Consider the following 17,721-nt stretch of genomic DNA (forward strand, 5'->3'; position numbering starts at 1 on the left):
GAACGCCACGCCTAGGATGAGACAGTGACCACGACGTCAGCGCCGAACCAGGCCACGCCCTCCCGAACCCGGCGGATCATCGCCATCACCCTCGCGATCATCGCCGCCCTCGTGGTGGCGTTCTTCATCTTCGCGAACCTGTACGCCGACTGGCTCTGGTACGACCAGCTCGGCTTCCAGGAGGTGCTCGTCACCCAGTGGCTCGCCCGGATCGTGATGTTCGCCGTCGGATTCCTCGGCATGGCCGTGCCCGTCTGGCTCGCGATCCAGTTGGCCTACCGCCTGCGCCCCGTCTATGCGCGCCTCAGCTCGCAGCTGGACCGCTATCAGGAGGTCGTCGAGCCACTCCGCCGCCTGGCGATGTGGGGCATCCCGGTCTTCTTCGGCTTCTTCGCCGGCTTCGCCGCCTCGGCGCAGTGGGAGACGACGTGGATGTGGATCAACGGCGTGGCGACCGCGAAGACCGACCCGCAGTTCCATCTCGACACCGGGTTCTACCTCTTCGCGATGCCGTTCTACAGCTCGCTGCTCGGGTTCCTCTCGGCCGTGCTGCTCATCTGCCTGCTCATGACGGCGCTCGTCTCGTACCTCTACGGCTCGGTCCGCGTCGGCCAGCGCGAGCTGCGGATCTCCAAGGCTGCGCGCATCCAGCTCGCGGTCATCGCGGGGCTCTACCTCCTCGTGCAGGGGGCGAGCCTGTGGCTCGACCGGTACAAGACGCTCGTCGAGCCGGGCGATCGGATCGTCGGCCCCGGGTACGTCGGCACCCACGCGGTCATCCCGGGACTCACGATCCTCTCGATCGTCGCTGTCCTGGTCGCCGTGCTCTTCTTCGTCACGGCCGTCATCGGGCGGTGGCGCTACCCGCTCATCGCGACGGCGCTCCTCATCGTCTCGGCGATCGTGCTGGGCGTGGGCTACCCCTGGGTGCTCAACACCTTCCAGGTGCGGCCCAACCAGCTCGCGCTCGAGGGCGAGTACTACCAGCGCAACATCGACATGACCAAGGACGCCTACGGCATCTCGGGTCTCGAGAAGAGCGACTACGCCGCGACGACGGATGCCGAGCCCGGCCAGCTGCGGGCGGACGCCGCCACGACGGCCCAGATCCGCATCATGGACCCGGCCATCATCAGCCCCACGGTCCGTCAGCTCGAGCAGTTCCGCTCGTACTACCAGTTCGCCGATCCGCTCGACGTCGATCGCTACGAGATCGACGGCGTGTCTCAGGACACGGTGGTCTCGGTGCGCGAGCTCGACGTCAGCCAGCTCGGCAACGCGGCATCCTGGCAGAACTCGACGCTGGTCTACACGCACGGCTACGGTCTCGTCGCCGCGAAGGGCAACGACCGCACGACCGACGGCAACCCGGTCTTCATCGAGCGCGGCATCCCCGTCTCGGGCGTCCTGACCGACCAGGAGGACTTCGAGCCCCGCGTGTACTTCGGCGAGGACTCTCCGACGTACTCGATCGTGGGCGCTCCGCAGGGGACCGCGCCCATCGAGCTCGATTACCCGGCGGGTGAGGACGGCGCGACCGAGACGAAGACGACGTTCGAGGGCAACGGCGGCCCGAGCGTCGGCAACGTCTTCAACCGACTCCTCTACGCGCTGAAGTTCCAGTCCGAGCAGATCCTCTTCTCGGACTACCTCAACGAGGATTCGCAGATCCTCTACGACCGCGACCCCCGTGAGCGCGTGCAGAAGATCGCACCGTACCTGGAGCTCGACAGCGACCCGTACCCGAGCATCGTGGACGGCCGCATCGTCTGGATCATCGACGGCTACACGACGAGCGACGACTACCCGTACTCGACCCTCGTCAGCCTCTCGCAGGCGATCGCCGACGCCAACAACGAGGCGCCCCGCGTCGCGCTCGACAACGTCAACTACATCCGCAACTCGGTCAAGGCGACGGTCGACGCATACGACGGCTCGGTCACGCTCTATGCATGGGACGAGAAGGACCCGATCCTCAAGACGTGGCAGAAGGTCTACCCGTCGACGCTCAAGCCGATCTCCGACATGTCGGCCGACCTCATGAGCCACGTGCGCTACCCGACCGACCTGTTCAAGGCCCAGCGCGCGATGCTGGGCGTCTACCACGTCGACGACGCGCAGTCGTTCTACCAGCGCGACAACGCGTGGACGACCCCGAACGACCCGCAGAACCAGAACCAGCTGCAGCCGCCGTACTACCTGACCATGCAGATGCCGGGCCAGGAGGCGCCGTCGTACTCGATGTTCACGAGCTTCATCCCGGGCGGTGAGAACACCCGGAACGTGCTCATGGGCTATCTCGCGGTGGACTCGAACGCCGGGAATGAGAAGGGTGTGAAGGCGGACGACTACGGCAAGCTGCGGATGCTGGTCATCGATGCCGACACGAGCGTCCCCGGACCGGGTCAGGTGCAGAACACCTTCGACGCCGATCCACAGGTCTCTGCCTTCATCAACATCCTGAGACAGGGGCAGTCCGATGTCCTCAACGGCAACCTCCTGACGCTGCCCGTCGGCGGTGGTCTGCTCTACGTGCAGCCCGTGTTCGTGCAGTCCTCGGGAGCCACGAAGCTTCCGACGCTGCAGAAGGTGCTCGTGTCATTCGGCAACAAGGTCGCCTTCGAGGACACCCTCACCGAGGCGCTGGACGCGCTGTTCGGCGGCGACTCCGGAGCCGAGGCCGGCGACAACGAGGTGACCCCGACTCCGGGGCCGAGCCCCGAGCCGACTCCGGGCCCGACGACCGAGCCCACGCCGCAGCCCTCGCCGTCCGTGCCGGCCGACGACTACCAGGCGGCGCTGCAGGAGGCTCAGCAGGCGATGATCGACCGCCAGACGGCGCTCACGGCCGGCGACTGGGCGGCCTACGGCGAGGCAGACGCGCGACTGACCGAAGCTGTGCAGAAGCTCATCGACCTCGGCGGCTGAGCCGCCGCACGAAGCGGATACGAACTGAGGCCGGGCGGGCGATCGCCCGGCCTCAGCTCGTGAGGAGCCAGAACCAGATCAGCAGGAGCGTGACGCCGAACCCGGCGATCTGGTTGAGCCACAGGAATCGGTCCCACCCGCGGGTCGCCGTCTCAGCCGTCTCGTCGGTGACCGAGCGGAACGGCCACACCGTCGCGAGGTACGGAAGTGCGAGGATCGCCGCCAGCGGTCCCGGCCACGCCGTCGTGAGCATGACGAGCCCCGCGGCGGCGTAGCACGCGAGAGCGAACCACACCGTCCAGCGCGCTCCCCGCGTCGTGGCGATGGACGAGATGCCCGCCTCACGGTCGGCCACGACATCCTGAACCGCTCCGAAGGCGTGCGATGCCACACCCCACAGGGCGAAGGCGAGGATGATCGCCGCCAGCTGCCACGTCCAGACCGCCCCCGCGAGCACGAGCCCGTAGACGGCGGGGGAGAAGAAGTGGATGCTGCTCGTGACCGAGTCGGCGAACGGCCGCTCCTTGAGGCGCAGCGGCGGAGCGCTGTAGAACACGACGAAGAAGAGGCTCAGCGCCAGCACGATCCAGGACGCCGGCGAGCCGATGAGCACGAGATAGACGACGAAGGGAAGACACGACAGCCCCGCCGCCCACAGCGTGATGCGGTGCATCCGCCGGTCCAGCACCGCACCGTGCGTGCCGCCCTTGCGGGGATTCCGCAGGTCCGATTCGTAGTCGAACACGTCGTTGATGCCGTACATCGCGAGGTTGTACGGCACCAGGAAGAAGAGGGTGCCGACGACGAGCACCGGGTCGATCTCGCGCGTCGTGAGGAGATAGGCGGCTGCGAACGGGTACGCCGTGTTGATCCAGCTGACGGGACGGGATGCCACGAACAGCTGCCGCGCGACGGTTCCCGCGCGGAGAGGCACGGCGGCGCTCATGCCGGCGTCTCCGCGGCGCTGCGCGCCGGCAGGAGGACGAACACGGCCGGCACGAGGAAGGCTGCGCAGACGGGGTACGCGAAGTCCTCGAGCGGCGCCATGCCGATGCGCAGGCCGCTGATGTGCTCGGCCGGATACGCGAACAGGCCGGCGGCGATCATCAGGTTGTCGAAGACGGCTGTGAGCACGACGAGGACGGCGGCGGCGATCCCGGAGGCGCCCATCCGCCGGCCGAACCGCGGCCGACCCAGGGTCGCGAGGGTGACCGCGATCGTGACCACGATGAACGGCACGAGGATGAGGGGGTAAGTCACTCCGCCTCCGATCGTGCCGGGGCATCCGTCCGGCGCGCGAGCACGCGCATCCCGGCTGCCCACGTGACCAGCGCGAGGTAGCTGAGGAACGCGAGGAAGACCGGCTCTTCGAGGGGGAGGTGCGGTGCGAGGTCGACACCGAGGAACAGGGGACTCTCGCCCTTCACGAAGACGCCCGCGGCGATGCCGACGAGATCCCACGCGAGGAAGAACGCCGTGCCGATCGCGACCGCCGCGACCGTTCGCCCCGGGGCGGGGCGGAGGGCGAGCCGGAACCGCAGATCGAGCAGCACGATGCCGGCGAGTGAGACGAGGATCGCGACGAGGTACAGGCCCGGCACGTCACGCCCTCGCCGCGACGGGCTCGGGCAGAGGGCCGGGGGAGCGGTCGCCCCGCAGCCGCTTGACCACGAGCTCCGCCGAGATGAGGCACATCGGCAACCCGATGCCGGGGAGCGTCGAACCGCCCGCGTAGAGGAGATGATCGACGCGTTTCGACGCATTGCGCGGCCGGAACACGGCGCTCTGGCCGAGCGTGTGCGCCAGTCCGAGCGCGTTGCCGCGCCAGGCATTCAGATCCGCCGCGAAGTCGCCGGGCGCGATCGTGCGTCGGACGACGATGCGGTCCGCCAGATCCGGGATGCCGCACCACGACGACAGCTGCCGGATGACGGCGTCGGCGGCCTGCTCGATCCGCGGGTCGCCATCGGCGTCCTCGCCGCCGTGCCCGAGGGACGGATCGGCGGGGACGGGGACGAGCACGAAGAGATTCTCGTACCCCGCGGGCGCGACGCTCGGGTCCGACGCGCTGGGCCGGCACACGTAGAGCGACGCGGGATCCGGGATGCCGGGATGCGCCCCGAAGATCCGCTCGAAGTTCTCGCGCCAATCCTTCGTGAAGAGCAGCGTGTGATGGGCCAGCTGCGGGAGCTCTCCTCGGACGCCGAGGAGCAGGAGGAGCGCACCCGGGCTCGGAGTCCGCTTCTGCCACCACGACTCGGGGTAGGTCTGCAGCTCCGGCGGCAGGAGCGCCGTCTCGGTGTGGTGCAGATCGGCCGTCGAGACGACGAGGTCGGCGGCGATCGCACGCCCGTCGGAGAGGAGGATGCCGGTGGCCGAGGCATCCTTCCCGGCACCCGTCGTCTGGATCGCGACGACGTCGGCGCCCGTCTCGATCTCGACCCCGCGCGCGCGGGCGAGCCGCTCGATCGCGCGGATCACCTCGGTGAAGCCGCCGCGGGGGTAGAGCACGCCCTCGTCGAGATCGAGGTGGCTCATGAGGTGGTACAGGCTGGGCACGCCGTATGGCGAACCGCCGAGGAACACGGCCGGATAGCCGAGCACCTGCCGGAGCCGCTGGTCGGTGAATCGCTGCTCGATGTACGAGGCGAGGGGCCGGGTGAGCAGCGGTGCGAGTCGCGGAAGCCGGCGGAGGAGCTGCGGGTCGCGCAGCCCGGCCGTCGTCTCGTACGGGTCGTAGAGGAATCGTGAGACCGAGAGCTCGTAGGCATCGGCGGCGGAATCGAGGTAGGCGTCGAGCTTCGCTCCCGCACCGGGCTCGATGCTCTCGAACAGCGAGGTCGCGGCATCCCGGCCAGACACGATGTCGAGCGGCTCAGCCGCGCCCTCCGTGTAGACCCGGTAAGCCGGGTCGAGGGGGACGAGGTCGAGCTCGTCGGCCGCTGTCGTGCCGAGGAGGCGAAAGAAGTGCTCGAACACCTCGGGCATGAGGTACCAGCTCGGGCCGGTGTCGAAGCGGAATCCTTCGCGCTCCCACGATCCCGCCCGGCCGCCGACATCGTCGCGGCCCTCGAAGAGCCGCACCTTCCATCCCTCGGAGGCGAGCAGCGCGGCGGTCGCGAGGCCGGCGATGCCTCCGCCGACGACGGCGGCGGTCCCCGGCACGCGGGGCGTCTTCGCCCGGCTCATGCCCGTGCGCTCCGCGGTGCGAAGCCCAGCCAGGCGCGCGCGGCGACGGCCGCCTTGACCGGGTCGGGCACGCGGACCCGCTTCTGAGGCTCCGGCTCGCGGCGCAGCCGCACGGCGAGGGCCGCGAAGAGGTCGTGCGCCGCCGTCACGGCCCGCCGGCAGTCGGTCGGCAGGAGCGGGATGACGGCCGCGGCCGCGCCGAGGTCGGCCTCGATGCGGGCGAGCACCTCTTCGCGGCTCGCCGAGCCGAGGTAGTCGCGACCGAGCTCACCCGCGTCGTGGTCGGCGTCGCGCAGGAAGTTGACGTCCTGGAAGGCCGCGCCGAGCCGCCGCGCGCCGTCGACCAGTTCGGGCGCGGGCTCGCGCGGGGTCGTTTCGCCCGCGTTGACGAAAGCCTGCAGGCACATGAGTCCGATGACCTCCGCGGATCCGTAGACATAGGCATCGTGAGAGGCGCCGTCGTGCTGAGCCGTCGTCAGATCGGTCCGCATCGAGGTGAAGAAAGGACGCACCAGGTCCTCGCCGATGCCGCACTCCCGCGCGGTCTGCCCGAAGGCGTGCACGACGAGATTGGAGCTGAAGCCACGGCCGATCGCCGCCAGCGTCTCACTCTCGAGATCGTCGAGGATGCGTCGCTCGGTCTCCGCGTCCAACCCGGCAGCGCTCGCCGGGCCGTCGACGATCTCGTCCGCGATGCGCGCGAGGGCGTAGACGTTGCGCACGTGCGGCCGCACGCGGGGCCCGAGCATACGGCTGGCGAGCCCGAAGGACGTCGAATAGGCCGCGATCACGGCGGCCGCGGCATCCCGAGCCGTCCGGTCGTACAGAGCGAGGCCGGTCGCTTCGTCGTCGCGCCGGCCGCTCACGGGACCCTCCGCGCGATCTTCGCCGCGATGGTCGTCAGGAGTTCGGCGACGTTCGGCGGAAGAGCGGGATCGGATGCCGCGCGCCGGGCGTCGCCGAGCGACTCGTCGACGAGCGCCACGAGCCGGGCGCGCGCGCCGCTCTCGTCGAGCATGCGCTGCGCCTCGCGTACGGCGATGGGACCCGTGTGGGCGACCGAGATCGCCTCGTGCACCCGGGACCACGCATCTGTCTCGCGCGCGAGTCCGATGAGCGGCGTGCGCTTCGCCTCGCGCAGATCGCCGCCGGAGTCCCGCCCCGCCTGATCGGGCGTGCCGAAGGCGCCGATGAGGTCGTCGGCGAGCTGGAACGCGAGGCCCAGGTGACGCCCGGCGTCGGAGAGGGCGGCGATCGCGGCGGGGGACGCGTCGGCGAGGACGGCTCCCGCGGAGAGCGGCGCGGTGAACGAGTAGACGGCCGTCTTGTCGTGGGCTGCGGCGAGGAGGGCCTCGGAGTCGGCGTAGTCGGCCGAGACCGCGTTCTCGACGTCGGCGAGCTCGCCCGCCGCCGAGACGAAGACGGCGTCGTCGATGAGCGTCAGCAGGGCCGCGCGGTGCGCCGTCCCGACGTCCGCCAGGGCCGCGAGCCGGCACGCCTCGTGGAGCAGGAGGTCGCCGGCGAGGATGGCGGCGGCGTCGCCGAGGAGCGCGGCACCCGAGGCATCCGCTCCCCGCGACTGCGCCCGCAGGCGGAACTCTCCCGCCACGTTCGGGCTGCCGCGGCGCACCGTGTCGTGATCGATGACGTCGTCGTGCACGACGAAGGCGGTGTGGAGGAGCTCGAAGGCGGCCGCGACGGAATACAGCCCCGGCGCGTCCGCGACCGTTCCCCCGAACGCCTCGAAGGATGCCGCGACAAGGGCCGGGCGGAACCTCTTGCCTCCCGCGGCGGCCCGGGCGATCGCACCGCCGAGCTCGCTGAAGCCTTCGCCGAGTGCGTCGGCGCGGCCGCGGATGCGGGACAGGGCGTCGTCGATCGCGTCGTCGATGGCCGCAGCGGGGGCCGGCGCGAGGGCGATCATGACGCTCGTCGTCGTTCGCGCGGCTGCGTCGTGTCGAACAGGTGCAGCTGCTCGGCCTGGAGCACGAGCCAGGGGCTGAACGCCCAGGGCGTCGCGGTGAGGGATGCCGCGAGATCGGCCGGGTCGACCCAGCGGGCGTCGACCACTTCGAGCGGGTTGAGCACGGGCTCGTCGTGCGTGCGGGCCGTGTACACGGGGCACAGCTCGTGCTCGACGATGCCGTTGGCATCGACCGCGCGGTAGCGGAAGAGGGGGAGCGCGAGATCGATCTCGGTGAGGGTGATGCCGAGCTCGTACTCGGCGCGGCGGCGGACCGCGGCGATCACGGGTTCCGCGGGACGGGGGTGGCCGCAGAAGGAGTTCGTCCAGACGCCCGGCCACGTGGTCTTGCCCAGTGCCCGGCGTGTCACCAGCACCTGACCCTCATCGTTGACGACGTGGCACGAGAATGCGAGGTGCAGGGCCGTCTCCGTGCCGTGAACGCTGCTCTTCGGCGCGGTGCCGATCTCTCGCCCGTCATCGTCCAAGAGGACGACGTGATCGGTATCGGTCATGGGTCCTCCTATAAATTCGCTAGTTTATCTAGCAATCTCGTGTGGTCGATGATACATAGGGTGAGGAGGTGTGTCCACAGATGCAGGAGCGATGGATTCCGCAGACAGCCCGTGATCACGCCGTCATGGATGTGCTCAAGGGTATCCGCGCGCTCGGCGATGCGATGGACCGGATGCACAGCGGCATGAAGGGCGACATGGAGATGAACGCCTCCGACGTCGCGGCCCTCCGCATGCTCATCGTGCGCGAGCAGCGCGGCGAGTCGGTCAGCCCGCACGACGTCGCCCGGCATCTGCGCATCTCGACCGCCTCCACGACGAAGCTGCTCGACCGGCTGACGGCATCCGGTCACCTGGAGCGCAGGCCGCACCCGAAGGATCGCCGCGCACGCGTTGTAGTCCTCACCCAGGCCTCGCGAGACGAGTTCTACAAGCACTTCAGCGAACGCCTCCGCACGATGCGCCTGGTCGCCGAGCGCTTCGACGAGGACGAGCTGCGCGTGGTGACCCGTTTCCTCCTGGAGCTGAGCGACGCGATCGACCCCCGCGACTGAGCCTCTGCGGCGCGGGACCGCCTGCGGGCAGCTTCAAGACAACGGTCCCGGAAATGAAACGAAGAAGGCGCCCCCTGACGGGGACGCCTTCTTCGTTTTGTTGCGGGGACAGGATTTGGCCACGCCGCCCTCCACGAATCGCTGCGCGCTTCGCGGAGCCTCTGCGGCGCGGGACCGCCTGCGGGCAGCTTCAAGACAACGGTCCACGAAACAAAAGAAGAAGGCGCCCCCTGACGGGGACGCCTTCTTCATTTGTTGCGGGGACAGGATTTGAACCTGCGACCTCTGGGTTATGAGCCCAGCGAGCTACCGAGCTGCTCCACCCCGCGGCACAAGAACGAGCCTAACACGGATTTCGAGGGGGTCTCGCACGCGGCCAGGCTCGCTTGCCCCGCACGCGCACGGCGCGCGAGGATTGCACCATGCCGGACGCCGACACCGACCCGCTCGACGACCGTCGGGACGGCCGGGACGAGACCCCGACGGAGCGCGCCGATCGCAATTGGGGCGAGGTGCTCCAGGAGCTCCGTGTCCTTCAGACCGGAACCCAGATCCTCACGGGCTTCCTGCTGGCCCTCGCCTTCCAGCCGACGTTCGCGGATCTGACCGACGGGCAGCGGACCTTCTACCTCGTCCTGGTCGTGCTCGCGGGCCTCAGCACGATCTTCGCGCTCGCGCCGGTGGCCCTGCACCGCATCCTCTTCCAGCAGCGCCTCAAGCGCCGCGTCGTGGCCTACGGGCATGCGGCGCTGTCCACCGCACTGGTCACGGTGGCCGCTCTCGTGGTCGGGGTGGTGTCCTTCGTGTTCGACGTCGTCGTCAGCGACGCGGCATCGACCGTCGTCGCGATCGTGCTCGGCGCTCTCCTCGTCGTCCTCTGGATCGTCGTGCCGACCATCATGCGCGTCCGCGGACGCCGGGAGGAGGGGCGATGACGGTCGGGGTCGCGGTCGCGCAGTTCTCGCCGACGACGGATGCCGCGGTCAACGTCGAGCTCATCGCGAGTCTCGTGCGCACGGCATCGGAGCGCGGTGCCCGCGTCGTGGTGTTCCCCGAGTACTCGAGCTACTTCATCGACCCCTTCGACGAGTCGCTCGCAGCACACGCGCAGGAGGTCGACGGGCCGTTCACCCAGGCGCTCACGCGGCTCGCCGATGAGCACGGCATCGTGGTCGTCGCGGGGCTGCTCGAACGGGCGGGCGATGGACGACGTGTGCGCAACACGGTGGTGGCGATCGACGCCTCCGGGGTGGTGGCCCGCTACCGCAAGCTCCACCTCTACGACGCCTTCGGTCAGCGCGAGTCCGATTGGGTGCAGCCGGGAGAGCTCGCTGAGCCCGAGACGTTCGAGGTCGACGGCCTGCGCTTCGGGCTCATGACGTGCTACGACCTGCGGTTCCCCGAGGTCGGGAGGCTCCTCGTCGATGCCGGCGCCGACGCCTTCCTGGTTCCCGCGGAGTGGGTGCGCGGGCCCCTCAAGGAGCACCACTGGCGCACCCTCCTCCAGGCCCGCGCCATCGAGAACACCGTGTTCGTGGCCGCCGCCGATCACCCGCCGCCCCTCGGTGTCGGCCTGTCGGCGATCGTCGATCCGCTGGGGGTGCAGCTCGCAGCCATCGGCACCGCGACCGACGTGGTCGTGGCGCACCTTGATCCCGATGTCGTCGAACGGGTTCGGCGCGTCAATCCCTCGGTGGCCCTCCGGCGATTCCGCGTGGTGCCCCGGGACTGATCCTGCTCAGCCGGCCAGGCTCGCGAGGCGGGATGCCGCGTCCTCGAGCACCTCGACGCGCTTGCAGGCCGCGAACCTGACGAGCGTCGCGTACTCGGCCCGGCGCTCGGGCGTGACGAATGCGGTCAGCGGGATCGCGACGACCCCCGCGCGGTGGGGGAGGGCGCGACAGAAGTCCGCGGCATCCACGGCACCGAGCGGCGCGGCATCCGCGACCGTGAAGTAGGAGCCCGACGGCATCGACACGTCGAACCCGGCCGCACGCAGCCCGGCACCGAGCAGGTCCCGCTTCGCGCGCAGGGTGCTCGCGGCGGCCTCGAAGTAGGAGTCGGGGAGACGCAGCCCTGTGGCGATCGCCGGCTGAAAAGGCGCGCCGTTGACGTACGTGAGCCACTGCTTCACCGCGAGCACCGCATCGACGAGGTCGGCGGGGCCGGTGACCCAGCCGATCTTCCAGCCCGTCGTCGAGAAGGTCTTGCCGCCCGACGAGATCGAGATGGTGCGGTCCCACGCTCCCGGAAGCGTCGCGATGGGCACGTGCTTCTCGTCGAACACGAGGTGCTCGTACACCTCGTCGGTCACGATGAAGGCGTCGTGCCGCGCCGCGAGCTCGACGACGAGCGAACGCACCTCGGCCGTGAACACGACGCCCGTGGGATTGTGGGGGTCGTTGACCACGATGGCCCGGGTGCGGTCGGTCACGGCATCCCGAAGCCGGTCGAGATCCGGCTGGAAGTCGGGCCACCGCAGAGGCACCGTCACGAGCCGCGCGCCCGACAGCGCGACGACGGCGGCATATTCGTCGTAGTACGGCTCGAAGACCACGACCTCGTCGTCCGGCGCCGTCACGAGCGCGAGGAGCGTCGCGGCGATCGCCTCTGTGGCCCCGGCCGTGACGAGCACGTTCCGGGCAGGGTCGAGGGTGAGGCCGTAGAACCTCTGCTGGTGCTCCGCGACGGCGGAGAGCAGGTCCGGGATGCCGCGCCCCGGCGGATACTGATTGACCCCGTGGGCGATGGCCTCGCGCGCTGTGTCGAGCACCGCCGCCGGGCCGTCCTCGTCGGGGAAGCCCTGGCCGAGGTTGACGGCACCCGTCTCGGCCGCGAGGGCGCTCATCTCGGCGAAGATGGTGGGACGTACGATCCCGTCGGAGCCGATGAGCCCGGCGCCTGCAACGGCCCGGCGCCAGGCACCTGGAATGTCTCGCATCGGGTTCACGCTACTCGCATAGTCGAGTCCCAACGTGGGCATAAGAAATCCACAGACTCGCAGGGCACAGTGAGATCACTTGTCCACAAGGAGCATCCATGAGCGACACCACGGGCGACCGCCCCGCCGACCAGAACCCCGAGAACGCCGTTCCGCAGACCCCGCCTGCTCCGACCGCGCAGCCCGCTGCCGCTCAGGCCCCTCAGGCACCCCAGACGAACGCGGCACCGCAGCAGCCAGCCGCGTACCCGGCCTCGCACACCGTCCCGCCGCAGCCCCAGGCTCCCGCCGGCTGGCAGGCGCCCGGACAGCAGCAGCGTCCCGCGTACCCCGGCTACCCGCAGCAGCAGCCCTACGGTGCTCCGCGCCCCCAGGGCTACGGCCCGCAGGCGGGCCAGCCCGGCCAGCCGGCCCACCCCGGCCAGCCGGCCCACCCCGGCCAGCCCTACCAGGGTCAGCCGTACGCGTCGTCCTTCGGCTCCGCTGCCAATCAGACGCAGCCGACGACTCCGCTCGGCGCCCCCGCGACCGGCGCGGTGCCTACCAAGACCGCTCCGAAGCAGAAGTCCGGCGCCGGCAAGGTCGTGGGCCTCATCGTCGCCGCCGCCATCGTCGGCGGTGCCGCGGGCCTCGGCGGCGCATATGCGGGCGTCAACGTCTTCGGCACCGACGGCGGCAGCCCGGCGGCCGGCCCGACCACCGTCACGGTCAACGACACCGGGTCGGTCAACCAGACCACCGCGATCGCGGCCAAGGTCGTCCCGAGCGTCGTCACGATCCAGGCGACGAGCGACTCGGCCGGCGGCACCGGGTCGGGCGTCATCCTGACCGACGACGGCTATGTCGTGACGAACACGCACGTCGTGACGCTCGACGGCGCGACCGCCGACGCGGCGATCAAGGTGACGACGTCTGACGGAAAGGTCTACGACGCGAAGGTCGTCGGCACGGACCCGACGTACGACCTCGCGGTCATCAAGCTCGAGGATGCCTCGGGCCTGACCCCGATCGAGTACTCCGACTCGTCCAAGCTCAATGTCGGCGACGAGACCGTCGCGGTCGGCGCGCCCCTCGGCCTGTCGAACACCGTGACGACCGGCATCGTGAGCGCGCTCAACCGCTCGATCCAGATCGCCTCGTCGGCCGCGCCCGAGGGCGACTCCGACAGCGAGAGCCAAACCCCCGACCAGGGCGGGCAGAGCCCCTTCCAGTTCGACTTCGGCCAGGGCCAGACCCAGCAGCCGACCGAGTCGATCTCGATCTCGGTCATCCAGACCGACGCCGCGATCAACCCCGGCAACTCGGGTGGTGCGCTCGTCGACGACACCGGCAAGCTCATCGGCATCAACGTCGCGATCGCCTCGGCGGGCTCGTCGGGCGGCAGCCAGTCCGGCTCGATCGGCGTCGGCTTCTCGATTCCGTCCGACATCGTCAAGCGCGTGACCGGTGAGATCATCGACAACGGCGAGGCGACCCACGGCCTCCTCGGCGCGAGCGTCCAGGACGCGGCATCCGTCGAGGGCTCGACCATCACCGGCGCTTACATCGCCGAGATCGTCGGCGGGGGAGCGGCCGGGGCCGCCGGCCTCCAGAAGGGCGACATCGTCACCGAGTTCAACGGCGTCCCCGTGACCGACGCGACCGACCTCACTGCGCAGGTGCGGGCGGCGGCAGGCGGAAGCGACGCGAAGCTCACGTACGTCCGCGGCGGCGACTCGAAGACCGTCACGGTGACCCTCGGAACCCTCGGCAAGTAGTCCTTCCAGCAGTGCCCCTCTCAGGGCCAGGACGCCACCCCGCGATAGGCTCGCGGGGTGGCGTCCTTCTCTTTCGGCGCGGGCAACGCGGCGAAGCTGGCCCGCCTCCCGGTGTACGCGGCCGGACGCCTCGTCACCCTTCTCGTACCGCGCTCGCGGGACCTCTGGGTCTTCGGCTGCGCCGTCGGCATCGCCGACGGCGCGCTGGCTCTGTGGGAGGTCGCAGCGACGCACGGAGAGCGCGCCGTGTGGCTGGTCGCCACCACGTCTCAGGCTCGGGATGCCTCGGCCCGAGGCATCCCGAGCATTCGCAAGCACTCGCTGCGCGGCTTCTGGGCGACGGCCCGGGCCCGCGTGGTCGTCGTCACGCACGGGTTCGGCGACGTCAACCGCTATGCGACGCACGGCGCGTTCGTCGTGCAGCTGTGGCATGGGATCCCGCTGAAGCGCATCGGCCTCGATTCACCCGAGACGCTGCGCCCGCCCGCTGCGCTCGCGCGGGGCCCGCTCGCCGGCCTCGCTCGGCGCGCGCTCGGGTTGCTCTACCGGCGCACGGCCCGAGGGATCCGCCTCGTGCCCGCCGCCTCCCACGTGGTCCGCGGTCGCCTGGAATCGGCCTTCGGTCTGCCCGACGACCGCGTCCCGGTGACCGGCGAGCCGCGGGTCGACGTGCTGTCGCGCGGCACGGTCGCCGAGCGAAGCGGCAGCGCGCGGGAGCGGATCGGCGAGCTCGCCGGGCCACTCGACCCGTCCTCGCGGCTCGTCCTCTACGCGCCGACGTGGCGCGACGGCGAGACCGACCCCGCGATCCCGACCGCCGCCGAGTGGCGCGCGATCGTCGATGTGCTGAGGCGTCACGACGCCGTCCTCCTCGTGCGCTCCCATCCGCTGGGAGCGGGGGAGTACGCGCCGCCGCTCGGGACGGAGCGGGTGCGCGGGCTCGGCAGCGATGTCCTCGCCGACGTCACGCCCCTGCTGCCCGGGCTCGACGCGCTCGTCACGGACTACTCGTCGCTCATGTTCGACGCGGCGCTCGTGCCCCTGCCCGTGGTCTACCTGGCGCCGGACGTCGACTCGTACGCCCGTCGCCGGGGCTTCTACGGCACGTACGCCGACGTCGCGGGAGACGATTGGGCGCACGACTGGTCCGCCGCGGCGCGCCGCCTCGACGCTCTCCTCGGCGATCCCGACGTCGCCGCCGCCGCGCTGGAACGCTCGCGCGCACTCGACAACCGCGTGCACGACTTCCGCGACGGCCGGAACACCACGAGGGTGTACCGTGCGATCCTGGCCGGACTCGGCCGCCCCCTGAACACCCCGGCCGCCGGCCGCGAGGAAGGACGAGGATGACCGACGCCCGCTTCACCACCGAGTCCGGTGCGGCTCTCGTCCTCTCGGGCGACGGCCCCCGACCGGCCTCGGTCGAGATCGTCGGCGCGCGCGCCCGCGTGACCGGGGCCGTCACGGGCCGCGGCAAGACATGGCGCGCGGTGCTGCCGCTGCGCGCGGCGCGGTGGGGCGGACCGGAGCTTCCGCTGCCCTCCGGCGAATACGCCCTCGTGATCGAGACGGCGGCGGACTCGGCGCCCGTCGACCCGCCCGCGCCCCTGCCGCTCGTGCAGCTGGGCACGCTGCGCGCGTCGCTCGACGGCGGCGTGGTCCGCATCGGCCCCCCGATCGATCCCGCCTACGACTCCGGTGAAGGGCAGGCGGCCCTCGAGCGCCGCTACGCGACGCGTCCGGGCGGCCTCGAGAACGCGGCCTTCTTCGAGAGCTTCTACGGCCGGAATGCGAGCTGCAACCCGCTCGCGATCGACCGAGTCATCGCGCGACGGGTTCCCGGCGTGACCCGCTACTGGAGCGTCGTCGACCTCTCCGTCCAGGTTCCCGAGGGCGCCGTCCCGGTGGTCGAGGGAAGCCCGGAGTGGTGGCGCGCCCGCGGGTCGGCCCGCCTGCTCGTCGTGAACGACTGGCTGCGACGGCGCTTCGCCCGGCGTCCGGGACAGGTCGTCCTCCAGACGTGGCACGGCACCCCGCTGAAGCGGCTCGCCCTGCACCGGCCCGGCTTCGATCCGCGCCGGATGGCCGCCGTCGTCCGGGAATCCCGCCGGTGGAACATCCTCCTCGCCCAGAACCCCTACGCCGCCCGCATCCTCGGCAAGGCCTATGCCTTCCTGACCCGGCCGATCTGGGTCGAGGGCTACCCGCGCAACGACGTGCTGACCACGGGTGACGGTGCCGCCACGCGGCGGGCGCTCGGCATCCGTCCCGAAGACCGGGTGATCCTCTACGCGCCGACGTGGCGCGACGACCGCGACGAGATGGTGGACTTCGTCGATCCCGTCACCCTGGCGGGCGAGGCCGACGCCGTCGTGCTCGTGCGCGGCCACTCGCGCACGCTGCTGCCGGGGAAGGATGCCGCGGGCCCCCGCGTCGTCGACGTCACCGGGTTCCCCGACACGTCGCTCCTGCTCCTCGCCGCCGACGCCCTCGTCACGGACTACTCCTCGGTCATGTTCGACTTCAGCGTGACCGGCAAGCCGATGTACTTCCTCGTGCCCGACATGGAGCACTATCGCGGGGAGCTGCGCGGCTTCTACTTCGACCTCGTGGCCCACGCGCCGGGACCGGTCATCCGGTCCCAGGCGGAGCTCGTGCGCGAGCTGCGCGAGGGCGACCCCGCCCGCTTCGCGGCGCGGTACGACCGGTGGCGCCAGAAGTTCAACCCGCGCGACGACGGCCGCGCCGCCGAGCGCGTGGTCGACCGGATCTTCGATCAGGGCTTTCTCGAGCGGGACGCGTCCAGCGACTAGCGACGCTCAGGGCAGGGGCGTGTTGCGGTCGCCCAGCCGAGACGTGTCGACCGTGTCGTGCGCTCCGCGCGCCACGCCGGCGAGGAAACCGGTGCCCCACGACAGGTGCATCGTCGGCAGGACCGCCGCGGTCCACAGCTTGTCGCGCCATCCTCTGCCGCCGCCCGGGCCGATCGCCCAGACCGCGATGAGCAGGACGTACGCGATCACGGGGAGATAGACGACGGATGCCGCGACCGCCCACCATCCGGTCAGCACTCCCGTGAGCTGAAGCGCTCCCACCAGGACGGCGAGGACGAGCGCCACGACGAGCGCCGGCGGCGCGAAGAACCGCAGTGAATTGCCGCGCCCGAATCGCCGCACGAGCTCGCCGCGCCACCGCCCCGTCGCGTGGAACTGCCGGGCGAGGCGCGCCCAGCTCTCGCGCGGCCAGTAGGTGACGGAGAGGTCGGGATCGAACCACACGCGGTAGCCCGCTCGGCGGATGCGCAGGTTGAGCTCCCAGTCCTCGCCGCGGCGGATGGTCTCGTCGAAGAGGCCGACCTCCTCGATCACCGCCCGGCGCATGACCCCGAGATAGGCGGATTCGGCCTCGCCCTCGTCGTGCCCGCCGTGATACGCCCCGCCGCCGAGGCCCACGGGCGAGTTGTAGGCGCGTGCGACGGCGCGCTGGAAGGGCGAGCGCCCCTCGGCCCGCATGACGCCGCCGACGTTGGCCGCACGTACGCGGGCGAGGGTGGCGAGTGCCTTCAGCGTGTAACCCGCCTGCAGCTCGGAGTGCGCGTCGACGCGCACGACGGTCGGATACCGCCCCGCGCGGATGGCACGGTTGAGCCCCACGGGGATGTCGGCCTCAGGGTTGTCGACGAGCACGATGCGGTCGTCGGTCGCCGCGAGCTCCTCCGCGAGCGCATTCGTGCCGTCGGTCGAGGGGGCGAGCGCGAGGATGAGCTCCGAGGGCCCGTCGACCTCCTGCGCGAGCACCGTCTCGACAGCCCGGCGCAGGTAGGCCCGCTCGTTGAGCACGGGCATGACGAACGTCACGCCCGCGTCGTCCGGCA

16 protein-coding genes and 1 tRNA gene are annotated in these 17,721 nt (G+C 70.8%); 7 read left to right on the forward strand and 10 right to left on the reverse strand.

What is annotated here, in order from left to right; translation table 11 throughout:
* The first annotated feature begins 24 nt into the window (after window positions 1–24).
* On the forward strand, window positions 25–2,928 hold the full coding sequence (locus G5T42_RS13195; RefSeq protein ID WP_165129163.1) for a UPF0182 family protein: 2,904 nt from the start codon (window positions 25–27) through the stop codon (window positions 2,926–2,928).
* A gap of 52 nt (window positions 2,929–2,980) precedes the next feature.
* Here the strand turns inward: G5T42_RS13195 and G5T42_RS13200 are convergent, their stop codons facing one another.
* From G5T42_RS13200 to idi, 7 genes are read right to left on the reverse strand one after another with little or no spacing between them, the layout of a single operon-like run.
* On the reverse strand, window positions 2,981–3,874 hold the full coding sequence (locus G5T42_RS13200; RefSeq protein WP_165129165.1) for a prenyltransferase: 894 nt from the start codon (window positions 3,872–3,874) through the stop codon (window positions 2,981–2,983).
* Window positions 3,871–4,188, reverse strand: coding sequence for a lycopene cyclase domain-containing protein (locus tag G5T42_RS13205; protein WP_165129167.1), 318 nt, complete (start codon window positions 4,186–4,188; stop codon window positions 3,871–3,873). The genes G5T42_RS13200 and G5T42_RS13205 overlap by 4 nt, the downstream gene beginning before the upstream one ends.
* Window positions 4,185–4,529, reverse strand: coding sequence for a lycopene cyclase domain-containing protein (locus G5T42_RS13210; RefSeq protein ID WP_165129169.1), 345 nt, complete (start codon window positions 4,527–4,529; stop codon window positions 4,185–4,187). Before G5T42_RS13210 ends, G5T42_RS13205 begins: the two co-directional genes overlap by 4 nt.
* Window position 4,530: 1 nt before the next feature.
* Entirely contained in the window at window positions 4,531–6,117 is a 1,587-nt protein-coding gene (gene crtI / locus G5T42_RS13215; protein WP_165129171.1) for a phytoene desaturase family protein, read from the reverse strand.
* Window positions 6,114–6,983, reverse strand: coding sequence for a squalene/phytoene synthase family protein (locus G5T42_RS13220; RefSeq protein WP_165129173.1), 870 nt, complete (start codon window positions 6,981–6,983; stop codon window positions 6,114–6,116). The genes crtI and G5T42_RS13220 overlap by 4 nt, the downstream gene beginning before the upstream one ends.
* Window positions 6,980–8,041 (reverse strand): polyprenyl synthetase family protein, encoded by a 1,062-nt coding sequence (locus G5T42_RS13225; RefSeq protein WP_165129175.1) that lies wholly within the window; start codon window positions 8,039–8,041, stop codon window positions 6,980–6,982. The genes G5T42_RS13220 and G5T42_RS13225 overlap by 4 nt, the downstream gene beginning before the upstream one ends.
* Window positions 8,038–8,595, reverse strand: a complete 558-nt coding sequence (gene idi, locus G5T42_RS13230; RefSeq protein WP_165129177.1) for an isopentenyl-diphosphate Delta-isomerase — start codon at window positions 8,593–8,595, stop codon at window positions 8,038–8,040. Before idi ends, G5T42_RS13225 begins: the two co-directional genes overlap by 4 nt.
* A gap of 125 nt (window positions 8,596–8,720) precedes the next feature.
* Here idi and G5T42_RS13235 point away from each other — a divergent pair, with 125 nt between their 5' ends.
* Entirely contained in the window at window positions 8,721–9,149 is a 429-nt protein-coding gene (locus G5T42_RS13235) for a MarR family transcriptional regulator (RefSeq protein ID WP_241245824.1), read from the forward strand.
* Window positions 9,150–9,404: 255 nt separating this feature from the next.
* Here the strand turns inward: G5T42_RS13235 and G5T42_RS13240 are convergent.
* Window positions 9,405–9,478, reverse strand: a tRNA-Met gene (locus G5T42_RS13240).
* Between the two features lie 93 nt (window positions 9,479–9,571).
* Between G5T42_RS13240 and G5T42_RS13245 the strand changes: the two genes are divergently transcribed.
* A complete protein-coding gene (locus tag G5T42_RS13245; RefSeq protein WP_165129179.1) occupies window positions 9,572–10,084 on the forward strand; it encodes a DUF6328 family protein in 513 nt (170 codons plus the stop codon).
* Window positions 10,081–10,881 carry a carbon-nitrogen hydrolase family protein gene (locus tag G5T42_RS13250; protein ID WP_165129181.1) on the forward strand — a complete coding sequence of 267 codons (801 nt, stop codon included), beginning with the start codon at window positions 10,081–10,083 and terminating at the stop codon, window positions 10,879–10,881. Before G5T42_RS13245 ends, G5T42_RS13250 begins: the two co-directional genes overlap by 4 nt.
* A 6-nt stretch (window positions 10,882–10,887) precedes the next feature.
* Here the strand turns inward: G5T42_RS13250 and G5T42_RS13255 are convergent, their stop codons facing one another.
* Entirely contained in the window at window positions 10,888–12,090 is a 1,203-nt protein-coding gene (locus G5T42_RS13255) for an aminotransferase class I/II-fold pyridoxal phosphate-dependent enzyme (protein ID WP_165129183.1), read from the reverse strand.
* 98 nt (window positions 12,091–12,188) lie between these two features.
* On the opposite strand from G5T42_RS13255, the gene G5T42_RS13260 reads away from it, so the two are divergent.
* From G5T42_RS13260 to G5T42_RS13270, 3 genes are read left to right on the forward strand one after another with little or no spacing between them, the layout of a single operon-like run.
* Window positions 12,189–13,847 (forward strand): trypsin-like peptidase domain-containing protein, encoded by a 1,659-nt coding sequence (locus G5T42_RS13260; RefSeq protein WP_165129185.1) that lies wholly within the window; start codon window positions 12,189–12,191, stop codon window positions 13,845–13,847.
* A 57-nt stretch (window positions 13,848–13,904) separates the two neighbouring features.
* Window positions 13,905–15,197, forward strand: a complete 1,293-nt coding sequence (locus G5T42_RS13265; protein WP_165129187.1) for a CDP-glycerol glycerophosphotransferase family protein — start codon at window positions 13,905–13,907, stop codon at window positions 15,195–15,197.
* Window positions 15,194–16,660 (forward strand): CDP-glycerol glycerophosphotransferase family protein, encoded by a 1,467-nt coding sequence (locus tag G5T42_RS13270; protein WP_165129189.1) that lies wholly within the window; start codon window positions 15,194–15,196, stop codon window positions 16,658–16,660. Before G5T42_RS13265 ends, G5T42_RS13270 begins: the two co-directional genes overlap by 4 nt.
* A gap of 6 nt (window positions 16,661–16,666) precedes the next feature.
* On the opposite strand, the gene G5T42_RS13275 is transcribed toward G5T42_RS13270, so the two are convergent.
* The gene (locus tag G5T42_RS13275; protein WP_165130248.1) at window positions 16,667–17,692 is read right to left on the reverse strand and encodes a glycosyltransferase; all 1,026 of its coding nucleotides are present in this window, start codon (window positions 17,690–17,692) and stop codon (window positions 16,667–16,669) included.
* Between the last annotated feature and the right edge of the window lie 29 nt (window positions 17,693–17,721).

Source organism: Microbacterium sp. 4R-513 (genome assembly GCF_011046485.1).
GTDB lineage: Bacteria > Actinomycetota > Actinomycetes > Actinomycetales > Microbacteriaceae > Microbacterium.

Excerpts from the sequence above, each read along its gene's own strand:
- G5T42_RS13235 (WP_241245824.1), top strand. The coding sequence starts at position 8,721 with ATGGATGTGCTCAAGGGTATCCGCGCGCTCGGCGATGCGATGGACCGG.
- crtI (WP_165129171.1), bottom strand. The coding sequence starts at position 6,117 with ATGAGCCGGGCGAAGACGCCCCGCGTGCCGGGGACCGCCGCCGTCGTC.
- G5T42_RS13270 (WP_165129189.1), top strand. The coding sequence starts at position 15,194 with ATGACCGACGCCCGCTTCACCACCGAGTCCGGTGCGGCTCTCGTCCTC.
- G5T42_RS13200 (WP_165129165.1), bottom strand. The coding sequence starts at position 3,874 with ATGAGCGCCGCCGTGCCTCTCCGCGCGGGAACCGTCGCGCGGCAGCTG.
- G5T42_RS13275 (WP_165130248.1), bottom strand. The coding sequence starts at position 17,692 with ATGCCCGTGCTCAACGAGCGGGCCTACCTGCGCCGGGCTGTCGAGACG.
- G5T42_RS13260 (WP_165129185.1), top strand. The coding sequence starts at position 12,189 with ATGAGCGACACCACGGGCGACCGCCCCGCCGACCAGAACCCCGAGAAC.
- idi (WP_165129177.1), bottom strand. The coding sequence starts at position 8,595 with ATGACCGATACCGATCACGTCGTCCTCTTGGACGATGACGGGCGAGAG.
- G5T42_RS13245 (WP_165129179.1), top strand. The coding sequence starts at position 9,572 with ATGCCGGACGCCGACACCGACCCGCTCGACGACCGTCGGGACGGCCGG.
- G5T42_RS13255 (WP_165129183.1), bottom strand. The coding sequence starts at position 12,090 with ATGCGAGACATTCCAGGTGCCTGGCGCCGGGCCGTTGCAGGCGCCGGG.
- G5T42_RS13225 (WP_165129175.1), bottom strand. The coding sequence starts at position 8,041 with ATGATCGCCCTCGCGCCGGCCCCCGCTGCGGCCATCGACGACGCGATC.
- G5T42_RS13250 (WP_165129181.1), top strand. The coding sequence starts at position 10,081 with ATGACGGTCGGGGTCGCGGTCGCGCAGTTCTCGCCGACGACGGATGCC.